Below are 16,223 nucleotides of genomic sequence, written 5' to 3'. Positions count from 1 at the left end.
GGGGAGGGGGCGGGGGGAGGGGAGGACGGTGGCGGCGGCGCGGGCCAGGCGCCCGCCGCGGCCCCACCAGCGGTCCGGCGGGGCGGTGATCACGGTGCGGAAGCGGTACCACTGCCGGATCTCGCGGATGGCGCGGACGGTGGCGTCGGCCGGGGCGGGCGGAGCGGCCTCGCCCTGCTGGGCGGCGCGGTAGCTGTCGAGGAGGTGCTGCTGGGTGATGTCCATGCCCTCACTGTGGGACGGTCCGGCCGCCCCTGGCGCGTCGATTGACGAGAGCCGTCAATCGACGACTGCGCAGGTCACGGCCTCACGCATGATGGGGGCATGGCCAACGTCATCGACATCACCGGACTGCCGCCGGAGCGCGTCGTGTTCGCGCCCTCCCCGCTCGCCGAGCTGGGCGCCGCGCTGCACGCGCTGTCCGAGCCGGGGCACCACCCCGGGCTGCACGGCTGGGTCACCGCGACGAACGCCGCGCTGAAGACCGACCTCGCCGACCGGCTGTGCGAGGCGGACTTCCTGTGGCGGTCCTCCCGTTCCGACATCCTGCTGCCCACCCGCCCCGGGGCGTCGCTGGCCGAGGAACTGGACGAGCTGGACACCATCGACGACGAGCGGTTCGTGGCGGCCGTCTTCGAGATCACCTGCTCGCCCCGTTACACCGTCCCCACACCGTCCCCGCTGGTCGACGCGGACGAACGGGCCCGCGTACGGGAGATGGCGGCCGCCCGCGGCCCGCGGCAGGCGGCGTTCACCGACCGCATGCTGACCGACCCGGACGGCCTGCGGGTGTGGCTGCGCCGGCTGTTCGAGGACTGCGAGCAGGCGTTCTTCGGGGACATCTGGCGGCGGGTGAGCATCCAGCTCGCCGCCGACGCCCGGCACAAGACCGAGCTGCTGCGCCGCAACGGGCTCGCCGACACGCTGACCGCCACCTCGCGGGCGCTGACGCTGGACGCGCCGCAGGACGCCGGCGGCCCCACCCGGATCCTGGTCGACAAGCTGGCCAGCAGCCGTACGACGGCGTTCTCCGACCCCGCGAACCCGGGGGTCACCTTCATCCCGACCTCGTTCGGCTGGCCGCACCTGCTGTTCAGCCACGCCCCGGGCTGGCGGCCGGTGCTGCAATACCCGGTCGCCAGCCCGGAGTTGCCCGCCCCCGCCGCGCTGGAACTGGTCCAGCAGCGGCTGGAGGCGCTCGGCCACCCCATGCGGATGCAGCTGTGCCGCACGCTGTCGCGCGGCCCGCACACGACGGGCGAGCTGGCGACGGCGTTCGGCATCACCTCGCCGGAGGTGTCGCGGCACATCGCGGTACTGAAGAAGGCGGGGCTGCTCCAGACCCGGCGCCGCGGCCGGTACGTGCTGCACCAGCTGGACCTCCAGGTGGTGGCCCGGCTCGGCAGCGACTTCCTGGAGGGGGTGCTGCGGTGATCGGCGGGCGTGCGCCACGCCGCTGCGGGCGATCGCGCGCTACGTCGGTGTCGGCGCCCTGAGCGACGAGTTGGGGCCGTGCCGCGGCCGCGTCGGCTCAACGGCGTACGGCGCTGAGCGTACGGACCGCCCCGGCGGCCGATTCCCCCATTCCCTCGCCCCCGCCACCCGGCTGATCAGTTCTCCTGGAGGAACTTCTTGGCCAGGGCGTCGCCGCGGCTGACCGCGGCGGCGTGGTTCTCGATCGGCGACGCCTGGGAGTTGGTGAACAGCAGGTAGGTGACGCCGGAATCGGCGCCGCCGTTCTCCGGGTCGGGGTCGATGCCCAGGGCCTTGGCGGCCGCGTACGACGCCTCGCCGATGATCTTGTTGGGGCCGGTGTCGCCGACGACGGCGTACTCGACCTGGTTGTTGTAGATGACCGCGACCACGCCGCCGCCCTTGATGCCGGCGGACTCGTAGTTCCAGATGCCGCTGGCGCTGGGCACCACGACGTAGGGGAGCTGGGCGGCGTTCAGCGGTTTGCCGTCGGACTGGTGGAAGCGGGTGTCGTCCTGGAACCAGGGGTCCGTTTTCGCGTTGCACTGCGCGGTGATCTGGCCGTCGCAGTCGATGTCCATATCGGCCTTCCAGAAGACCGCGCCGTTCTTGCCGCAGACCGGGACGGTGGCGGGGGTGCCCTCGTCGGTGCTGTATTTGCCGTGCGACAGCTGCGAACAGCCCTTGAGCTTGGCGAGCAGCTGGGACGCCGATACCGAGCCCTCCTGGAGCGGGGCGTGCCGGGCGGCGGGCGCGGCGCGGTGGGCGGCCGGCTGGGCGGTGGCGGGGAGGGCCGCGGCGGCGAGGAGGGCGGCGCCGGAGGCGGTGGCGAGGACGAGCGTTCTGCTGCGCACAGGAAAACTCCTCTGTTAGGAAAGTTTCCTTACGGTGCGTCAATGTGCGCTCGTTTACGTGTTCGCGTCAAGGCCCCGTTCCGGCCAGCCCGGGGAGGCCCGGAGGTCCCCCCAACCGCTACGTGCCTACGTGCCTACGTGCCTACGCGCCTACGCCCCCGCGCCGCCCGCCCTGACCAGCCCCGTCTCGTACGCCAGGACCACGGCCTGGACGCGGTCGCGGAGGTTGAGCTTGGTCAGGATGCGGCCCACGTGGGTCTTGACCGTGGCCTCGGAGAGCACGAGCCGCGCCGCGATCTCGCCGTTCGACAGGCCCTGGGCGACCAGCAGCAGCACCTCCCGCTCGCGCTCCGTCAGCCGCCCCAGCTCGGGACGCGCGGGCTCGCCGGTGGCGGGCAGCATCGGCGTGAAGCGGTCCAGGAGCCGGCGGGTGGTGGACGGCGCGACGACCGCGTCGCCGCTGTGCACCGCGCGGATCGCGGCGAGGAGTTCGCCCGGCGGTACGTCCTTGAGCATGAAGCCGCTGGCCCCGGCCTTCAGCGCGGAGAAGGCGTACTCGTCCAGGTCGAAGGTGGTCAGGATGAGGACCTTCGGGGCGCCCGCCGGCTGGCCGCCGCCGCAGATCCGGCGGGTGGCCTCGACGCCGTCCATCTGCGGCATCCGGACGTCCATGAGGATCACGTCCACCTGGGCGGTCCGCAGCACCTCCAGGGCCTCGGCCCCGTCCCCGGCCTCGGCGACGACCTCCATATCGGGCTGTGCGGCCAGCACCATCCGGAAACCGGTGCGCAGCAGCGCCTGGTCGTCGACGAGCATCACGCGGATGGTCATGGCAGGGGGATCCCTTCAGGGGTCGGCCGGGGTGGGCGGAGGGGGTGAGGTGGGCGTACGGGGCCGGGGCGCGGGGCTCGGCCGAGGGCGGCCACCCCGGGAACGTACGGGCGGGGCCGCCGGTGCCTCACCGGTCCGCCTTCAGCGGCAGGACGGCGTTGACGCGGAAGCCGCCGCCGGGACGCGGGCCGGCGTCCAGGAGGCCGCCGACCATGCCGACCCGTTCGCGCATACCGATCAGGCCGTGGCCGAGGCCGTCCTCGCCGCCCGATTCGTACAGCTTGTGCTGCGCGCCGCGGCCGTCGTCCTCGACCAGCAGATCGAGGTCGTCATCGCGGTAGGTGAGGCGGACGGTGGCGCTGACGCCGGGGCCGCCGTGCTTGCGGGTGTTGGTCAGCGCCTCCTGCACGATGCGGTACGCGGTCAGCTCGACGCTGCTGGGCAGCGCGCGCGGCTCGCCGGTCACCCGGAAGTCCACCGGCAGCCCGGCGCCCCGCACCTGGTCTATGAGGTCGGCGAGCTGCTCGACGCCGGGCTGCGGGACGTACTCCCCGCCCTCGGCCTGCTCGCCGGTGCGCAGCACGCCCAGCAGCCGGCGCATCTCGGCGAGCGCCTGCCGACCCGTGCCGGAGATCGTCTCCAGCGCCTGCCGGGCCTGGTCGGGCGCGGTGTCCATGACGTAGGCGGCGCCGTCGGCCTGGACGACCATCACCGAGACGTTGTGCGCGACGACGTCGTGCAGCTCGCGGGCGATACGGGCGCGCTCGGCGGCGACCGCTATCCGGGACTGCGCCTCGCGCTCCCGCTCGAGCCGGGTGGCCTTCTCCTCCAGCTGGGCCCAGTACGCGCGGCGGGTGCGTATCGAGTCGCCGAGGACCCAGGCCAGGACGAACGGGACGGTGAGCAGCCCCATGAAGAACAGCGTCGCCCACAGCGGCAGGGCGACGGGATTCTCCCGGAAGCGGAGCTGGGAGAGGGAGGGGCCGAGCAGGGCGCCGACCAGTGCGAAGCGTGAGGCCCAGCGGCGGGCGGAGGTCTCGGAGGCGACGGTGTAGATGATCACCAGGAGGGCGAAGTCGCCGGGGTGGGGCCGGATGTTCAGCACCAGCTGGCCGATGCCGAGGGCGGCGGCCAGCAGCAGCATCTTGACCGGGTACTTGCGGCGCAGCGCGATGACCAGGCACAGGCCGAGCGTGAGGACCAGGGCGACGATCTTGGCCCGCATGCCCGTCTGGCTGACGGCCCACAGGCCGTTGAACCCGAAGAGGAGGAAAGCCCAGAAGCTGTCCACCCCCGTCGGGTGCCTGCGGAAGAAGTCATAGAGGCGCTGCACGTAACCCAGCGTAGGCAGCGCGGAGGGGCGCCGGAGTCAACCGGAGGGGCGATCCTCTTCAAGGCCCTCTACTCCCCAAGGTGGAGGCCGCCTGCGCCATTTGTGTCGCGCCTGGGGTTGACCGGTGGGCGCCGGATGCGGAGGGGCCGGCGCCGGGCGGTCGGCCGGGGCCTTGACCAGGGGTTTTCCGCGTCGGTGCGGCTCATACCGGCGGGCGCCGTCACCCTACGGGTTGACTGGGGACTGAGCCCGGTCGTGGCCGGGGGCCCGTACCGTGGGGCGTGTGACGGCAGAGGGACGCAGGGCGGCAGGGCCACACGGGGCGGCAGAGGCAGGCGGGACGTCTGAGGCGCCCGCGACGGCGGCGGACGAGCCCGGCGGCGCCACGGACACCCCGCCGGCCGGCCCGTCCGATACCGCCGCCGATGCCCCCGCCGACACCCCGTGGCGCACCTGGCGCGACGCCGCCGAACAAGCCCTCTACGGTCCCAACGGCTTCTACACCCGCCCCGGCGGCCCCGGCCCCGCCGGCCACTTCCGCACCTCCGTGCACGCCTCCCCCCTCTACGCGGGCGCCGTCGCCACCCTCCTCCGCCGCGTCGACGCCGCCCTCGGCCACCCGGACGAGCTGGCCCTGGTCGACGTCGGCGCGGGCCGCGGCGAGCTGCTGACCGGTGTGCTGGCCGCGCTCCCGGAGGAGGTGGCCGCGCGCGTCCGCCCGTACGCCGTGGAACGCGCCCCGCGCCCCCAGGGGCTCGACCCCCGGATCGACTGGCGCGCCGCGCTGCCCGCGCCGGACTCGCTCACCGGCCTGCTGTTCGCCAACGAGTGGCTGGACAACGTGCCGCTGGACGTCGCCGAGACCGACGCCGACGGCGTACCGCGCCGTGTCCTGGTCCGCGCCGACGGCACCGAACGCCTCGGCGCCCCGGTGGACGGGCCGGACGCCGACTGGCTCGCCCGGTGGTGGCCGCAGGCCGTCCCGGACGCCGCGGGGCCCCGCCCCGCCCCCGGTACGCGCGCCGAGATCGGCCGCCCCCGGGACGCCGCCTGGGCGCGCGCCGTCCGCACCCTGCGCGCCGGGCTGGCGGTCACCGCCGACTACGCCCACCGGCGCGCCGACCGCCCCCCGTTCGGCACCCTCACCGGCTTCCGGGCGGGCCGCGAGGTGCCCCCGGTACCGGACGGCAGCTGCGACATCACCGCGCATGTGGCGCTGGACGCCTGCGCCGGGCCGGGCGCCGAGCTGCTGACCCAGCGCGCCGCGCTGCACGCCCTGGGCGTCTCCGGCGGGCGCCCGCCGCTCTCCCTGGCCGCCACCGACCCGGCCGGGTACCTCCGGGCACTCGGCCGGGCCGGGGAGGCCGCGGAGCTGACCGATCCGGCCGGGCTGGGCGGCTTCGGCTGGCTGCTGGAGCCGGCCGGCGGCACCGCCTGCGCCGGACTGCTCACCTCCGGCCGCTCCGACTGACGAGCCCCCTGAGCGGCCCGCGCCGACCGGCCCCGGCTGAGCGACCCCGGCTCAGCGCCCCGGCCCGAGCCCTGGAACAAGCCGTGGAGCGCGCCCCGGTCCAAGCCGCGGAAGAAGCCGTGGCCTGAGCCCCGCACCGACCCCCGGCCCGCCCTTCGGTCCCGCACGTTCCACACCACGGACCACCCCGCCCCACCCCGCGCCACCCTGCGACACTGTGACCATGACGGAGACGACGGTCGGCATCGGCGGCGCGGCGGAGAGCACCGACATGGTGCTGAACATCGGCCCCCAGCACCCCTCGACGCACGGCGTGCTGCGGCTGCGCCTGGTCCTGGACGGGGAGCGCATCCGGGAGGCCGAGCCGGTGATCGGCTATATGCACCGGGGCGCCGAGAAGCTCTTCGAGGCCCGCGACTACCGCCAGATCATCATGCTCGCCAACCGCCACGACTGGCTGTCGGCGTTCTCCAACGAGCTGGGTGTGGTCCTCGGCGTCGAGCGGATGCTCGGCATGGAGGTCCCCGAGCGCGCGGTGTGGACCCGTACGCTCCTCGCCGAGCTGAACCGCGTCCTGAACCACCTGATGTTCCTCGGCTCGTATCCGCTCGAACTGGGCGGAATCACCCCGGTCTTCTACGCCTTCCGGGAGCGGGAGGAGTTGCAGACGGTCATGGAGGAGGTCTCCGGCGGCCGGATGCACTACATGTTCAACCGGGTCGGCGGGCTGAAGGAGGACCTGCCGGCCGGCTGGCTCGGCCGGGCCCGGCAGGCGGTCGCCGACGTCCGCTCCCGTATGGACGTCTTCGACAACCTCGTCCTCGGGAACGAGATCTTCCGCGGCCGCACCCGGGGCGTCGGGGTCCTCTCCCGGGAGGCGGTGCACGCCTACGGCGTCTCCGGGCCGATCGCCCGCGCCTCCGGGGTGGACTTCGACCTGCGGCGCGACGAGCCGTATCTGGCGTACGGGGAACTGGGGACGGTGCTCAAGGTCGTCACCAGGGAGGAGGGCGACTGCCTGGCGCGCTTCGAGTGCCTGCTGGAGCAGACCCACAACTCCCTCGACCTCGCCGACGCCTGCCTGGACCGCATCGCGGAGCTGCCGCCCGGGCCGATCAACCAGCGGCTGCCGAAGGTCCTCAAGGCCCCGGAGGGCGCCACCTACGCCTGGACCGAGAACCCCCTCGGCATCAACGGCTACTACCTCGTCTCCAAGGGCGAGAAGACCCCGTACCGCCTCAAGCTGCGCTCGGCGTCGTACAACAACATCCAGGCGCTGACGGAGCTGCTGCCGGGCACCCTGGTCGCCGACATGGTGGCCATCCTGGGCTCGATGTTCTTCGTGGTCGGCGACATCGACAAGTGACCGGCGCATGACCGGCGATCGGCACGAGGGCGCAGGGCGCGCCCCCGGCCCACGCCCCCGTAAGTCACCGCGGTAAGACGCCGAAGCGGGCGCCGTCCACAGCCTGTGGGCGGCGCCCGCCGTCGTGGCACCGGGTGCGGGACGCCTCGTGCGGCACCCGGTACCCGGTACCCGGGTCAGGAGATCGCGGTGCGCAGTTCCGCGAGGTCGAGCTGTTCGGTCTCGTCGTGGGCGGTCAGGTCGATGACCTCGCCCGCGCCGTGGGTGGTCGCCCCCTCGGCCGCGGCCGGTGCCCCGTCCGCCGCGCCGCCGTCCGCCGCGCCCTCCGCGGCCCCGGCGACACCGGCGGCCGTACGAGCCTCCGTACGGACCCCCGTACGCGCCTCCGCGCGCGCCGACTGCTCGGCGACCGCCTCGTCGCCCACGACGTCCGCCAGGTCCTCCTCCAGGGGCGCGGACGGCTGGCGGCGGGGCACCGCGGCGTTGCCGAAGAAGTCGAAGCCGCCGAGCGCGCGGGAGACGGCCGGGCGGGCGGGGGCGATCGCGGCGGCGGCCGGCACCGGGCGGAGCGCCGGCCCGCCCGCCCCGTGTGCGGCGGCCGCCGGGGACTTCCCCTCGGCGGGGGCCTCGGACTTCCCGCGCGGGCCCGCGCCGTTCCGTTCGCCGTCCCGGTCCTCGGCCCGCTCGCCGGCGCGCTGCCGGGCGGCATTGCGGACCAGGTCGCGCAGCGCCCGGTCGGCCTCCGCGAAGGTGGCGGCCGTCCGCGCGGCCGGGGCCGGGCCCACGGCGGGGCGGGCGGCGGCGGGTTCGCGGCGGGCCGGGAGCAGGCCGGTGCCGGGGGACGGCTGGGCGGCCTCGATGGCGAGCAGCCGGCGGCCCTCCAGGGCGCTGGCGCGCTCGGTCTCGGCGGTGGCGTAGCGGCGCAGCAGGGCGGCGTGCTCGCTGCGGAGCCGGGCGAGTTCGGCGCGCTTGGCGCGGAGTTTGGCGTCCAGGGCGGCGCGGATCTCGCGCGCCTCCTCGACGTCCGTCTCCAGCTCCGCGATCCGCTCCTCGGTGCGCCACTCGTCGCGGGCCCGGGCCCGGGTCAGCTCGGCGACCCGCTTGCCGGCCTTGCGGTCCCAGGTGCGCAGCAGTACGGCGCCGGTGACCGCGGCGGCCGCGGCCCCGGCGGCCAGCACCCGCTGCACGAGATCGTCGCCGACGAACCACGCGCCCGTGGCGCAGGCAATGGACGCACCGGCGACCGTCGAGGGAGGAAGCAGCCGGTGGAGGGGTGGGGAATGACGGTGGCGTCCTCGTGACATGGCCAGAAACTTACCGTGCGTGCGGGACCTATGGGGCCCCGCATACGCATCCGTTTCCCGCTGGTTACTTCTTGACCAGTCCCTTGGACTCCACATACGCCTGGGCGACATCGGCGGGCTTCAAGCGCTCGGCATCGACCTTGCGGTTCAAGTTGATCAAGTCGTCGGTGGTGAGCACCTTGTTGATCTTGTTCAGCGCGGTCTCGATCTCCTTGTCCCCGGCGCTCTTGGCATTCACCACCGGGAGGACGTTGTCGGCATTCTGGAGCTTCTTGTCGTCCTGGAGAAGGACCAGTCCGAAGTTGTCGAGAGTGGCGTCCGTGGTGGTGGTGAGCACCAGTTGGTCGGTGCCGTCCTTGACCGCCTGCTTGGCCTGCGGTGTGCCCACGCCCTTGGGGTCGATGCCCGCGACGGCTATGCCGTAGGTCTTCTCCAGACCGGGCTTGCAGAACACCCGCGTCTCGCACTCCTCGCCCGCCGCGAGTTTGATCTTCTGCTGCGAACGGCCCAGATCGGAGAGCGTACGGATCTTGTGCGCGGCGGCGAATTCCCGGGTGACCGCGAAGGCGTTCTGGTCGGTGGCCCGGCCGGCCGCCAGCACCTTCAGTCCGCGCCCTTCGGCGAGCTTCGCAAGCGCCGCCGCCGTCGTACCGATGTCGCTGGACGCGACCGGCTTCGCCTGCGCGCCGTTCTGCTTGGCGTTGAGGAATTCCGCGAGGGTGGAGGCGTATTCCGGAACGACATCGATCTGGCCCTTCTCCAGGGCCGGTTCATACAGTTCGCGATTGGTGAGCGTCTGCACCCGGGGGCGGTAACCGGCATCCGCCAGCACCCGGGAATAGATCTCGGCGAGCACCTTGGACTCGGTGAATCCGGCCGAGCCGATGACGATCTCGCGCTTCCCGCCGCCCCGGCCGCCCTTCTCCTCCAGGCTCTGCCCGCCGCACGCGGCCAGCCCGGCGGCCAGCGCCACCACTGTGCCCGCGGCGAACGCGGTACGCGCCGCGCGCGCTGTGCTGCTCATGGAAATTCCACTCCGTCCGTTCGGATCAGGCTGATTGGGCGGCCCGGGCCGGGGCCGGGGCCTTGCCCCGGGCGGCACGGCGCCGCCCGCGCATCGGGTCGCAGGCCCGGTCCAGCAGCACCAGCGCCCCCTCCACCAGCAGGGCCAGCAGCGCCACCAGGACCGCCCCGGCGACCACCTGCGCGGTGTCGTAGTTCCCGAAGCCGGCGGTGATGATGCGGCCCAGGCCCCCGCCGCCGGCCATGGCGGCCAGCGTCGCGGTGGCCACCACCTGGACCGCGGCCGAGCGCAGCCCCGTCATGATCAGCGGATAGGCGAGCGGTATCTCCACCCGCCACAGCAGCTGCGGGCCGGACATCCCCATCCCCCGGGCCGCCTCGACCGCGTCGCGGTCCGCCTCCCGGATGCCGAGGTGGACGTTGGTCAGCAGCGGCGGCACCGCGAACAGCACCAGCGCGATCAGCGTCGGCCAGTCGCCGTGCGCCCCCAGCGGGCTCAGCGTCAGCAGCACCAGCACCGCGAACGTGGGCACCGCCCGCCCGACGTTGGAGATATTGACCGCCAGCGCCCCGCCCTTGCCGATATGGCCCAGCCACACCGCCACCGGCAGGGCTATCAGACAGGAGATCAGCAGCGTCAGCCCGCTGAGCCACAGATGCTCCCCGAGGCGGTGCCATACGCCTTTCTCGCCGGACCAGTTGGCGGCCGCGGCCAGCCACCGCCAGGCTCCCGTGATCGCGTCCACGCTCACCCCACCGCCTTCGCCACCGCGGCCGGACGCCGCACCCGGCGGCCCCGCCCGCCCCCGGACCGGGCCCGCGCCCACGGCGTCAGCAGCCGCTGCACGCCCAGCAGGAGCAGATCGGCCACCAGCGCCAGCAGCACGCACAGCACCGACGCCGTCAGCACCTCCGCCTTGAAGAAGCCCTCCATGCCGCTGGCTATGAGGTTGCCCAGGCCGCCGTAGCCGACCACCGAGCCGATCGTCGTCATCGCCACCGTCGAGACCGTGGCGATCCGCACACCGGCCACCAGCGCGGGCAGCGCCAGCGGGACTTCCACCTCCAGCAGCAGCCGGGCCGGGCCGTAGCCCATCCCCCGGGCGGCCTCCCGCACCTCGGCGGGCACCGCGTCCAGCCCGGCGAGGACGTTGCGCACCAGGATCGTCAGGGAATACAGCACCAGGCCCGTGACGACCACCGCCGGGGAGACCCCGAACACCGGCGTCAGCAGCGCGAACATCGCCAGCGACGGCACGGTGTACAGCACCGTCGTCAGACCCAGGACCGGGCCGGCGACACCCCGCCGGTGCCGCGCCAGCAGCGCCAGCGGGAAGGCGATCAGCAGCCCGAGGAGCACCGAGACCGCCGTGATGCCGATGTGCTGGAGCGTGGCGGACAGCAACTCCTGGCTCCGGGTGCGCAGATACTCCCCGCAGATCCAGTCGTTCCGCTCCAGGCAGCCGGAACCGCCGCCCTGGGCCAGGGAGCCCTGGGCCAGGGACTGAAGCCCCCTCAGCGCCGCGTCCGCCGCGCGCACGGATGCCTCCACCGCCGTCACCTCCCCCGCTCGCCGATACCGTGGTGACTGTCTGCGACCCTAACCCCCACCACTGACAATCACCTCGGCCCGCCCTCCAGCCGCAACACCGCGTTCACGGCATCCGCGCACGGCGCGTACACAATGGGCCCGTCCACACTGGGGGAATTCATGATCCGCTTCGAGCACGTCACCAAGCGCTACGCCGACGGCACCACCGCCGTCGACGACCTCTCCTTCGAGGTCGCCGAGGGCGAACTCATCACCCTCGTCGGCCCGTCCGGCTGCGGCAAGACGACCACGATGAAGATGGTGAACCGGCTCATCGAGCCCACCAGCGGCCGGATCCTGCTCGACGGCGAGGACATAGCCGCCGCCGATCCGGTCGAACTCCGCCGCCGCATCGGCTACGTCATCCAGCAGGTCGGGCTCTTCCCCCACAAGACCGTGCTGGACAACACCGCCACCGTCCCGCACCTCCTCGGCCGCCCCCGCAAGCAGGCCCGCGCCCGCGCCGCCGAACTCCTCGACCTGGTCGGCCTGGACCCCGCCGTCCACGGCGACCGCTATCCGGACCAGCTCTCCGGCGGCCAGCGCCAGCGCGTCGGCGTGGCCCGCGCGCTCGCCGCCGACCCGCCCGTACTGCTGATGGACGAGCCGTTCGGCGCGGTCGACCCGGTGGTCCGCGAGCACCTCCAGAACGAGTTCCTGCGGCTGCAGTCCACGCTCCACAAGACGGTGCTGTTCGTCACCCACGACATCGAGGAGGCGGTCCGGCTCGGCGACCGCATCGCCGTCTACGGCGCCGGGCGCATAGAGCAGTTGGACACCCCGGCGACCGTCCTGGGCGCCCCCGCGACCCCGTACACCGCGGAGTTCGTCGGCGCCGACCGCGGTCTGAAGCGGCTCGCGGTCACCCCCGTCGAGGCCGCCGACCTCGAGGAGCCGCCGGTGGTCCGCGCCGACGACCCGGCCGAACGGGCCGCGGCCACTCTGGACACCGCCGGCGCCCCCTGGGCCGTCGTCCTGGACGCCGGCGGCGCGCCGTACGGCTGGGTGGCGGCCGACGCGCTCACCGCCCCCGGCGCGGACCGGTCCGCGCCCGTCCGCGCGCTGGCCCGCCCGATGACCGCCGCGCTGCCGCTCGGCGCCCCGCTGCGGCAGGCCCTGAGCACGCTGCTCCAGCACGACGCGGGCTGGCTCGCGGTCCTCGACGGCGACCGCTACCTGGGGGTCCTCACCCCGGCCGGCCTGCACGGCGCCCTGCGCCGCGCCACCGCCGCGGACGCCACCGACCTCCCGCGCGAGGAGGTCGCCCTCGACTCCGTCCCGAGCACGGGCGCCTGACGGGCGGTACGGCGCCGGGCCGTGGCCCCGGGGCGAGCCCCGCGCGCCCCGGGGCCGGCGACGCCGCACCCGCCCCCGAAACCCCTAAGCCCGCGCCGCCCCCGGCCCCTCCCCCTCGTCGTCCTCCGGCAGCTTGCACACCCGCTCCAGGAAGATCGCCGCGGCGACCACGCCCGCGCCGGCCAGCACCGACAGCCCGGCGTAGACCGCCTGCGCGCGGCGCGCGTCGTCCACCCCGGACGTCAGCAGGAAGACCCCGACGCCGCCGTACAGCCCGGCGACCAGCGACGCCACCAGCGCGCTCGCCTGGCCGAAGACCACCGCCCGGGCGGCCACCAGCGGATCGACGCCCTTCGCGCCGGGCCGCCGCTCGCGCTGGGCGCGCAGCCGGGCCCGCAGCGAGAGCGCGGTGGCGGCCAGCACCACGGCGATCACCGCCAGCACGATCGGCGCCGCCACCGGCACACCGGGCAGGGTGCCGAAGGAGTCCCACAGCCGGGCGCCCGCCCAGGCCAGGATCCCGGCCACCACGAAGAGTCCGGCCAGGACCTTGATCCGTAGCTGCTTCACCGAGCGATCGCCCCTCGCGCCGTCCCGGCCACCGGCGCCGCGATGACCGTGTCTGCTCCCGGCCGCACCGGTCCGCGCGGCCGCCGTGTCCGTCCGGCCGCGCACCCTTGGGGCGCGTCACCGCGGACGTCCACGCGCCAGTACATCAGCACTTCGGCGCCGCGGGCGTCCCCGGCGCACCGCCACCGTGCGCGTCCGGCCCGCAACCCTAACGACTACTCGGGCAGCCGGAGTTCCAGATCGGCGCGGGGCGCCACGCCCGTGCTGCCGAGGGAGTCGAGCAGCGCGGCCACCGCGCCGCGGCCCGGAACCTCCGCCTCCGGGTCGATGTCGTGCCACGGCACCAGGACGAACGCCCGCTCGTGGGCGCGCGGGTGGGGCAGCGTCAGCAGCGGGTCGTCCGAGACGACGCCCTGATAGGCGACGATGTCGACGTCGATGGTGCGCGGCCCCCAGCGCTCGTCGCGGACCCGCTTGAAGGCTTCCTCGATGGCGTGCCCGCGCTCCAGCAGGGACTCCGGCGGCAGGGTCGTCTTGATCAGCACCACGGCGTTGAAGTACGAGGGCTGGGAGCCCGGCTCGACGCCCCACGGCTCGGTCTCGTAGACCGGGGAGACCGCCTTGACCCGTACGCCGGGGGTGTCCTCCAGCGCGTCCACGGCGCCCTGGAGGGTCTCCAGGCGGTTGCCGAGGTTGCTGCCCAGCGAGATCACCGCGCGCTTGGGGTTGGAGAGCGTGACATCGGCCGCGTCCACCTGCTCCACCACGGAGGCGGGCACCGGCTGGACGGTCGGGTCGTGGGCGGTGGCGGGGGCCGGATGGCGGGTCGTTTTCATACTCGGCTCCGAGTGATGGTGATGGTCACGTCATCGAAGGGGACGGTGATCGGTGCGTCCGGCTTGTGGACCACCACCTCGACCTCCTGCACCCCCTCGTGCTTCAGGCACTGGTCGGCGATGCGCTCCGCCAGGGTCTCGATGAGGTCGACGGGCTCGCCCTCGACGACGGCCACCACCTCCTCGGCGACGATGCCGTAGTGGACGGTCTTCGCGAGATCGTCGGTGGCCGCCGCCGGGCGGGTGTCCAGGCCGAGCACCAGGTCGACGATGAAGGTCTGGCCTTCCTCGCGCTCCCGGGGGAACACCCCGTGGTGCCCTCTGGCCTTCAGCCCACGCAGCGCGACACGATCCACGCGAATCACTCCCACTGGTCCGGCGGCACCCGCGGCGCCACTGTTTCGTCGGATTCCGGGCAGCCCGCCGGACGCGGCCGGCGACTCTGCCCCATTCGAATCTACCTGCGAGCACCGACAGCACTCGCCCATGGGGGCTATGGACAAGGCCCCGTTCCCCTGCTAGGCCGCGTCGCGCGGGCAGCCCGGCAGAGCGTGGGAGATCGTCCGCGCGGCGTCCTACCCGCGCTCGCCCGCCCCACCCCTACCCGTACCGCACTTGGCTCGAACGGGTGCGCTCCGGCCGGCCCGCTGACGCCGGGCGCCACCCGGCCCGGCCCCGGCCGGCGGCGCTTGTGAATCCACTCACATGTCCGAGGACTGGGACGAGAGGGAGCGGAGGGCCACGCGGAAACGCGCACGAGGCAGGCCGCGCGCCCCAGGGGCGGCCCGGCCGACCGGCCCCCGCCCTACTCCTCCTCCCCCTCGTCCTCCTCGTCCTCGTCCTCCCGGTCCGCCAGCACCGGCGAGCCGTGGTGCGACCAGACCCGCCAGCCGTCCTCCGTGCGCCGGAAGACGTTCGTCGCCACCACCAGCTGGCCGATCAGCGGCCCCACCGAGCCGTCGTCCTCCGCCGGGCCGCCGCTGAGGATGTTCTCCGTGCACGTCACCAGCGCGGTGTCCCCGATGACGTCGATCTCCACATCCGTCAGGAAGAACTGGATGTACTCGGTGTTCGCCATGATCAGCGCGTACGACCGGAGCACCTCACCGCGCCCGCGCAGCACCGGCCACCCCGGGTGCACCACGCTCACCTGGCCGTCCAGCCACATCGCGGACAGCGCCTCGTGGTCGCCGCGCTCGATGGTCTCGTACAGCGCGGTGTTGGCCTCCTCGACCAGTTCGATGTCCGTCCGCGGGCCCAGGCCGCTCACGTCGTCCCCGTCGCCGTCGCCGCCGCGGCGCCCGCCGGCCGCGCGCCGGGCGACCCGGCGCCCCCGGCCGCCCGCGCCGCCTGCTCCACGGCGCGGGCCACCCGCACCGCGTCCGCGCTCGCCCTGACCTCATGTACCCGCACCGCCCAGGCCCCCTCTCGCGCCACGATCGCCGACACCGCCGCCGTGGCGGCATCCCGCTCCCGGGCCGGCGGTGGAGCGGCACCCTCGCCGCCTGCCAGCACCCTGCCCAGGAACCGTTTCCTCGAAGCGGCCACCAGCAGCGGCCGGCCCAGCGACCGCAGCCGGCCCAGCTGGGCGATCAGCGCCAGGTCGTGCTCGGCGTTCTTGGCGAAGCCCAGGCCCGGGTCGATCACGATCCGGTCCGGGTCCACCCCGCCGGCCACCGCGCGCTCCATACTGCGCGCCAGCTCGTCCACCACCTCGCCGACCACGTCCGCGTAGACCGCGCGGTTGTTCATGTCGATGGACTGGCCGCGCCAGTGCATCACCACCAGCGGGACGTGGTGGGCGGCGACCACCGGCACCATCGCCGGGTCGGCCAGGCCCCCGCTGACGTCGTTGACCAGCCGCGCCCCGGCCTGCACGGCCTGCTCGGCGACCGACGCCCGCATGGTGTCGACGGACACCACCACGCCCGCCGCGGCCAGTTCGCGCACCACGGGGACGACCCGGCGCAGCTCCTCGGCCTCGTCCACCCGGGCCGCGCCGGGGCGGGTCGACTCGCCGCCGACGTCGACCATGTCGGCCCCCTGGGCCACCAGGTCCAGACCGTGCTTGACGGCCAGCTCCGGATCGAACCACTCACCGCCGTCGGAGAACGAATCGGGCGTGACGTTCACCACGCCCATCACCGCGCAGCGGTCCCAGTCCGGCAGTCCGGCCACCCGGCCGCGCAACGTACTCATGGCACCAGCGTAGGCCGTGTGCCGACCGGCCGGATTGCCGCCGCCGACTGGGCGGACGCCCCGCCCGGGCCGCCCC

General features: G+C 74.2%; 16 protein-coding genes and 1 pseudogene. 4 read left to right on the top strand and 13 right to left on the bottom strand.

Going from position 1 to position 16,223, the window contains the following annotated elements:
- A pseudogene (locus ADL22_RS01725) lies at window positions 1–225 on the bottom strand (hypothetical protein); the annotation flags it as partial.
- A 99-nt stretch (window positions 226–324) separates the two neighbouring features.
- Between ADL22_RS01725 and ADL22_RS01720 the strand changes: the two are divergent.
- Complete coding sequence (locus ADL22_RS01720) at window positions 325–1,434, top strand: DUF5937 family protein (RefSeq protein WP_066973010.1); 1,110 nt, start codon at window positions 325–327, stop codon at window positions 1,432–1,434.
- A gap of 176 nt (window positions 1,435–1,610) precedes the next feature.
- On the opposite strand, the gene ADL22_RS01715 is transcribed toward ADL22_RS01720, so the two are convergent.
- The 3 genes from ADL22_RS01715 to ADL22_RS01705 all read right to left on the bottom strand — a co-directional run bounded on the left by ADL22_RS01715 (window position 1,611) and on the right by ADL22_RS01705 (window position 4,491).
- Window positions 1,611–2,327, bottom strand: coding sequence for a glycoside hydrolase family 75 protein (locus tag ADL22_RS01715; RefSeq protein WP_066973008.1), 717 nt, complete (start codon window positions 2,325–2,327; stop codon window positions 1,611–1,613).
- A gap of 150 nt (window positions 2,328–2,477) precedes the next feature.
- The gene (locus ADL22_RS01710; protein ID WP_066973005.1) at window positions 2,478–3,158 is read right to left on the bottom strand and encodes a response regulator; all 681 of its coding nucleotides are present in this window, start codon (window positions 3,156–3,158) and stop codon (window positions 2,478–2,480) included.
- A 127-nt stretch (window positions 3,159–3,285) separates the two neighbouring features.
- Window positions 3,286–4,491 carry a sensor histidine kinase gene (locus ADL22_RS01705; protein WP_079063771.1) on the bottom strand — a complete coding sequence of 402 codons (1,206 nt, stop codon included), beginning with the start codon at window positions 4,489–4,491 and terminating at the stop codon, window positions 3,286–3,288.
- A gap of 283 nt (window positions 4,492–4,774) precedes the next feature.
- Here ADL22_RS01705 and ADL22_RS01700 point away from each other — a divergent pair, with 283 nt between their 5' ends.
- Together ADL22_RS01700 and ADL22_RS01695 are read left to right on the top strand one after the other, a co-directional pair.
- Window positions 4,775–5,962, top strand: a complete 1,188-nt coding sequence (locus ADL22_RS01700) for an SAM-dependent methyltransferase (protein WP_079063769.1) — start codon at window positions 4,775–4,777, stop codon at window positions 5,960–5,962.
- Window positions 5,963–6,185: 223 nt separating this feature from the next.
- Entirely contained in the window at window positions 6,186–7,328 is a 1,143-nt protein-coding gene (locus tag ADL22_RS01695) for an NADH-quinone oxidoreductase subunit D (protein ID WP_066973034.1), read from the top strand.
- A 176-nt stretch (window positions 7,329–7,504) separates the two neighbouring features.
- On the opposite strand, the gene ADL22_RS01690 is transcribed toward ADL22_RS01695, so the two are convergent.
- The 4 genes from ADL22_RS01690 to ADL22_RS01675 all read right to left on the bottom strand — a co-directional run bounded on the left by ADL22_RS01690 (window position 7,505) and on the right by ADL22_RS01675 (window position 11,141).
- Window positions 7,505–8,632, bottom strand: a complete 1,128-nt coding sequence (locus tag ADL22_RS01690; protein ID WP_066973004.1) for a hypothetical protein — start codon at window positions 8,630–8,632, stop codon at window positions 7,505–7,507.
- 64 nt (window positions 8,633–8,696) lie between these two features.
- A complete protein-coding gene (locus ADL22_RS01685; RefSeq protein WP_066973002.1) occupies window positions 8,697–9,656 on the bottom strand; it encodes an ABC transporter substrate-binding protein in 960 nt (319 codons plus the stop codon).
- 25 nt (window positions 9,657–9,681) lie between these two features.
- The gene (locus tag ADL22_RS01680) at window positions 9,682–10,401 is read right to left on the bottom strand and encodes an ABC transporter permease (RefSeq protein ID WP_066973031.1); all 720 of its coding nucleotides are present in this window, start codon (window positions 10,399–10,401) and stop codon (window positions 9,682–9,684) included.
- A 2-nt stretch (window positions 10,402–10,403) separates the two neighbouring features.
- On the bottom strand, window positions 10,404–11,141 hold the full coding sequence (locus ADL22_RS01675; RefSeq protein ID WP_079063775.1) for an ABC transporter permease: 738 nt from the start codon (window positions 11,139–11,141) through the stop codon (window positions 10,404–10,406).
- 225 nt (window positions 11,142–11,366) lie between these two features.
- Between ADL22_RS01675 and ADL22_RS01670 the strand changes: the two genes are divergently transcribed.
- Window positions 11,367–12,542: an ABC transporter ATP-binding protein gene (locus tag ADL22_RS01670; RefSeq protein WP_066973000.1), complete on the top strand. Its 1,176-nt coding sequence runs from the start codon at window positions 11,367–11,369 to the stop codon at window positions 12,540–12,542.
- An 84-nt stretch (window positions 12,543–12,626) separates the two neighbouring features.
- On the opposite strand, the gene ADL22_RS01665 is transcribed toward ADL22_RS01670, so the two are convergent.
- From ADL22_RS01665 to folP, 5 genes are all read right to left on the bottom strand, one after another.
- The gene (locus tag ADL22_RS01665; RefSeq protein ID WP_066972998.1) at window positions 12,627–13,112 is read right to left on the bottom strand and encodes a DUF3180 domain-containing protein; all 486 of its coding nucleotides are present in this window, start codon (window positions 13,110–13,112) and stop codon (window positions 12,627–12,629) included.
- A gap of 215 nt (window positions 13,113–13,327) precedes the next feature.
- Window positions 13,328–13,948 carry a 2-amino-4-hydroxy-6-hydroxymethyldihydropteridine diphosphokinase gene (gene folK, locus ADL22_RS01660; protein WP_066972996.1) on the bottom strand — a complete coding sequence of 207 codons (621 nt, stop codon included), beginning with the start codon at window positions 13,946–13,948 and terminating at the stop codon, window positions 13,328–13,330.
- Entirely contained in the window at window positions 13,945–14,304 is a 360-nt protein-coding gene (gene folB / locus ADL22_RS01655) for a dihydroneopterin aldolase (RefSeq protein WP_066972994.1), read from the bottom strand. The genes folK and folB overlap by 4 nt, the downstream gene beginning before the upstream one ends.
- 449 nt (window positions 14,305–14,753) lie before the next feature.
- Window positions 14,754–15,209, bottom strand: coding sequence for a nuclear transport factor 2 family protein (locus tag ADL22_RS01650; protein ID WP_066973029.1), 456 nt, complete (start codon window positions 15,207–15,209; stop codon window positions 14,754–14,756).
- Between the two features lie 5 nt (window positions 15,210–15,214).
- Complete coding sequence (folP, locus tag ADL22_RS01645; RefSeq protein ID WP_066972992.1) at window positions 15,215–16,147, bottom strand: dihydropteroate synthase; 933 nt, start codon at window positions 16,145–16,147, stop codon at window positions 15,215–15,217.
- Between the last annotated feature and the right edge of the window lie 76 nt (window positions 16,148–16,223).

This window comes from Streptomyces sp. NRRL F-4489 (assembly GCF_001509485.1).
Taxonomy (GTDB): domain Bacteria; phylum Actinomycetota; class Actinomycetes; order Streptomycetales; family Streptomycetaceae; genus Streptomyces.
The sequence above is the reverse complement of the archived record's forward strand: the minus strand, read 5'-3'. Positions and strand labels throughout refer to the sequence as shown.

Bases quoted from the DNA above. Each gene is read 5' to 3' on its own strand.
- ADL22_RS01720 (WP_066973010.1), top strand. From the start codon at position 325: ATGGCCAACGTCATCGACATCACCGGACTGCCGCCGGAGCGCGTCGTG.
- ADL22_RS01710 (WP_066973005.1), bottom strand. From the start codon at position 3,158: ATGACCATCCGCGTGATGCTCGTCGACGACCAGGCGCTGCTGCGCACC.
- ADL22_RS01695 (WP_066973034.1), top strand. From the start codon at position 6,186: ATGACGGAGACGACGGTCGGCATCGGCGGCGCGGCGGAGAGCACCGAC.
- ADL22_RS01690 (WP_066973004.1), bottom strand. From the start codon at position 8,632: ATGTCACGAGGACGCCACCGTCATTCCCCACCCCTCCACCGGCTGCTT.
- ADL22_RS01685 (WP_066973002.1), bottom strand. From the start codon at position 9,656: ATGAGCAGCACAGCGCGCGCGGCGCGTACCGCGTTCGCCGCGGGCACA.
- ADL22_RS01670 (WP_066973000.1), top strand. From the start codon at position 11,367: ATGATCCGCTTCGAGCACGTCACCAAGCGCTACGCCGACGGCACCACC.
- folK (WP_066972996.1), bottom strand. From the start codon at position 13,948: ATGAAAACGACCCGCCATCCGGCCCCCGCCACCGCCCACGACCCGACC.
- folP (WP_066972992.1), bottom strand. From the start codon at position 16,147: ATGAGTACGTTGCGCGGCCGGGTGGCCGGACTGCCGGACTGGGACCGC.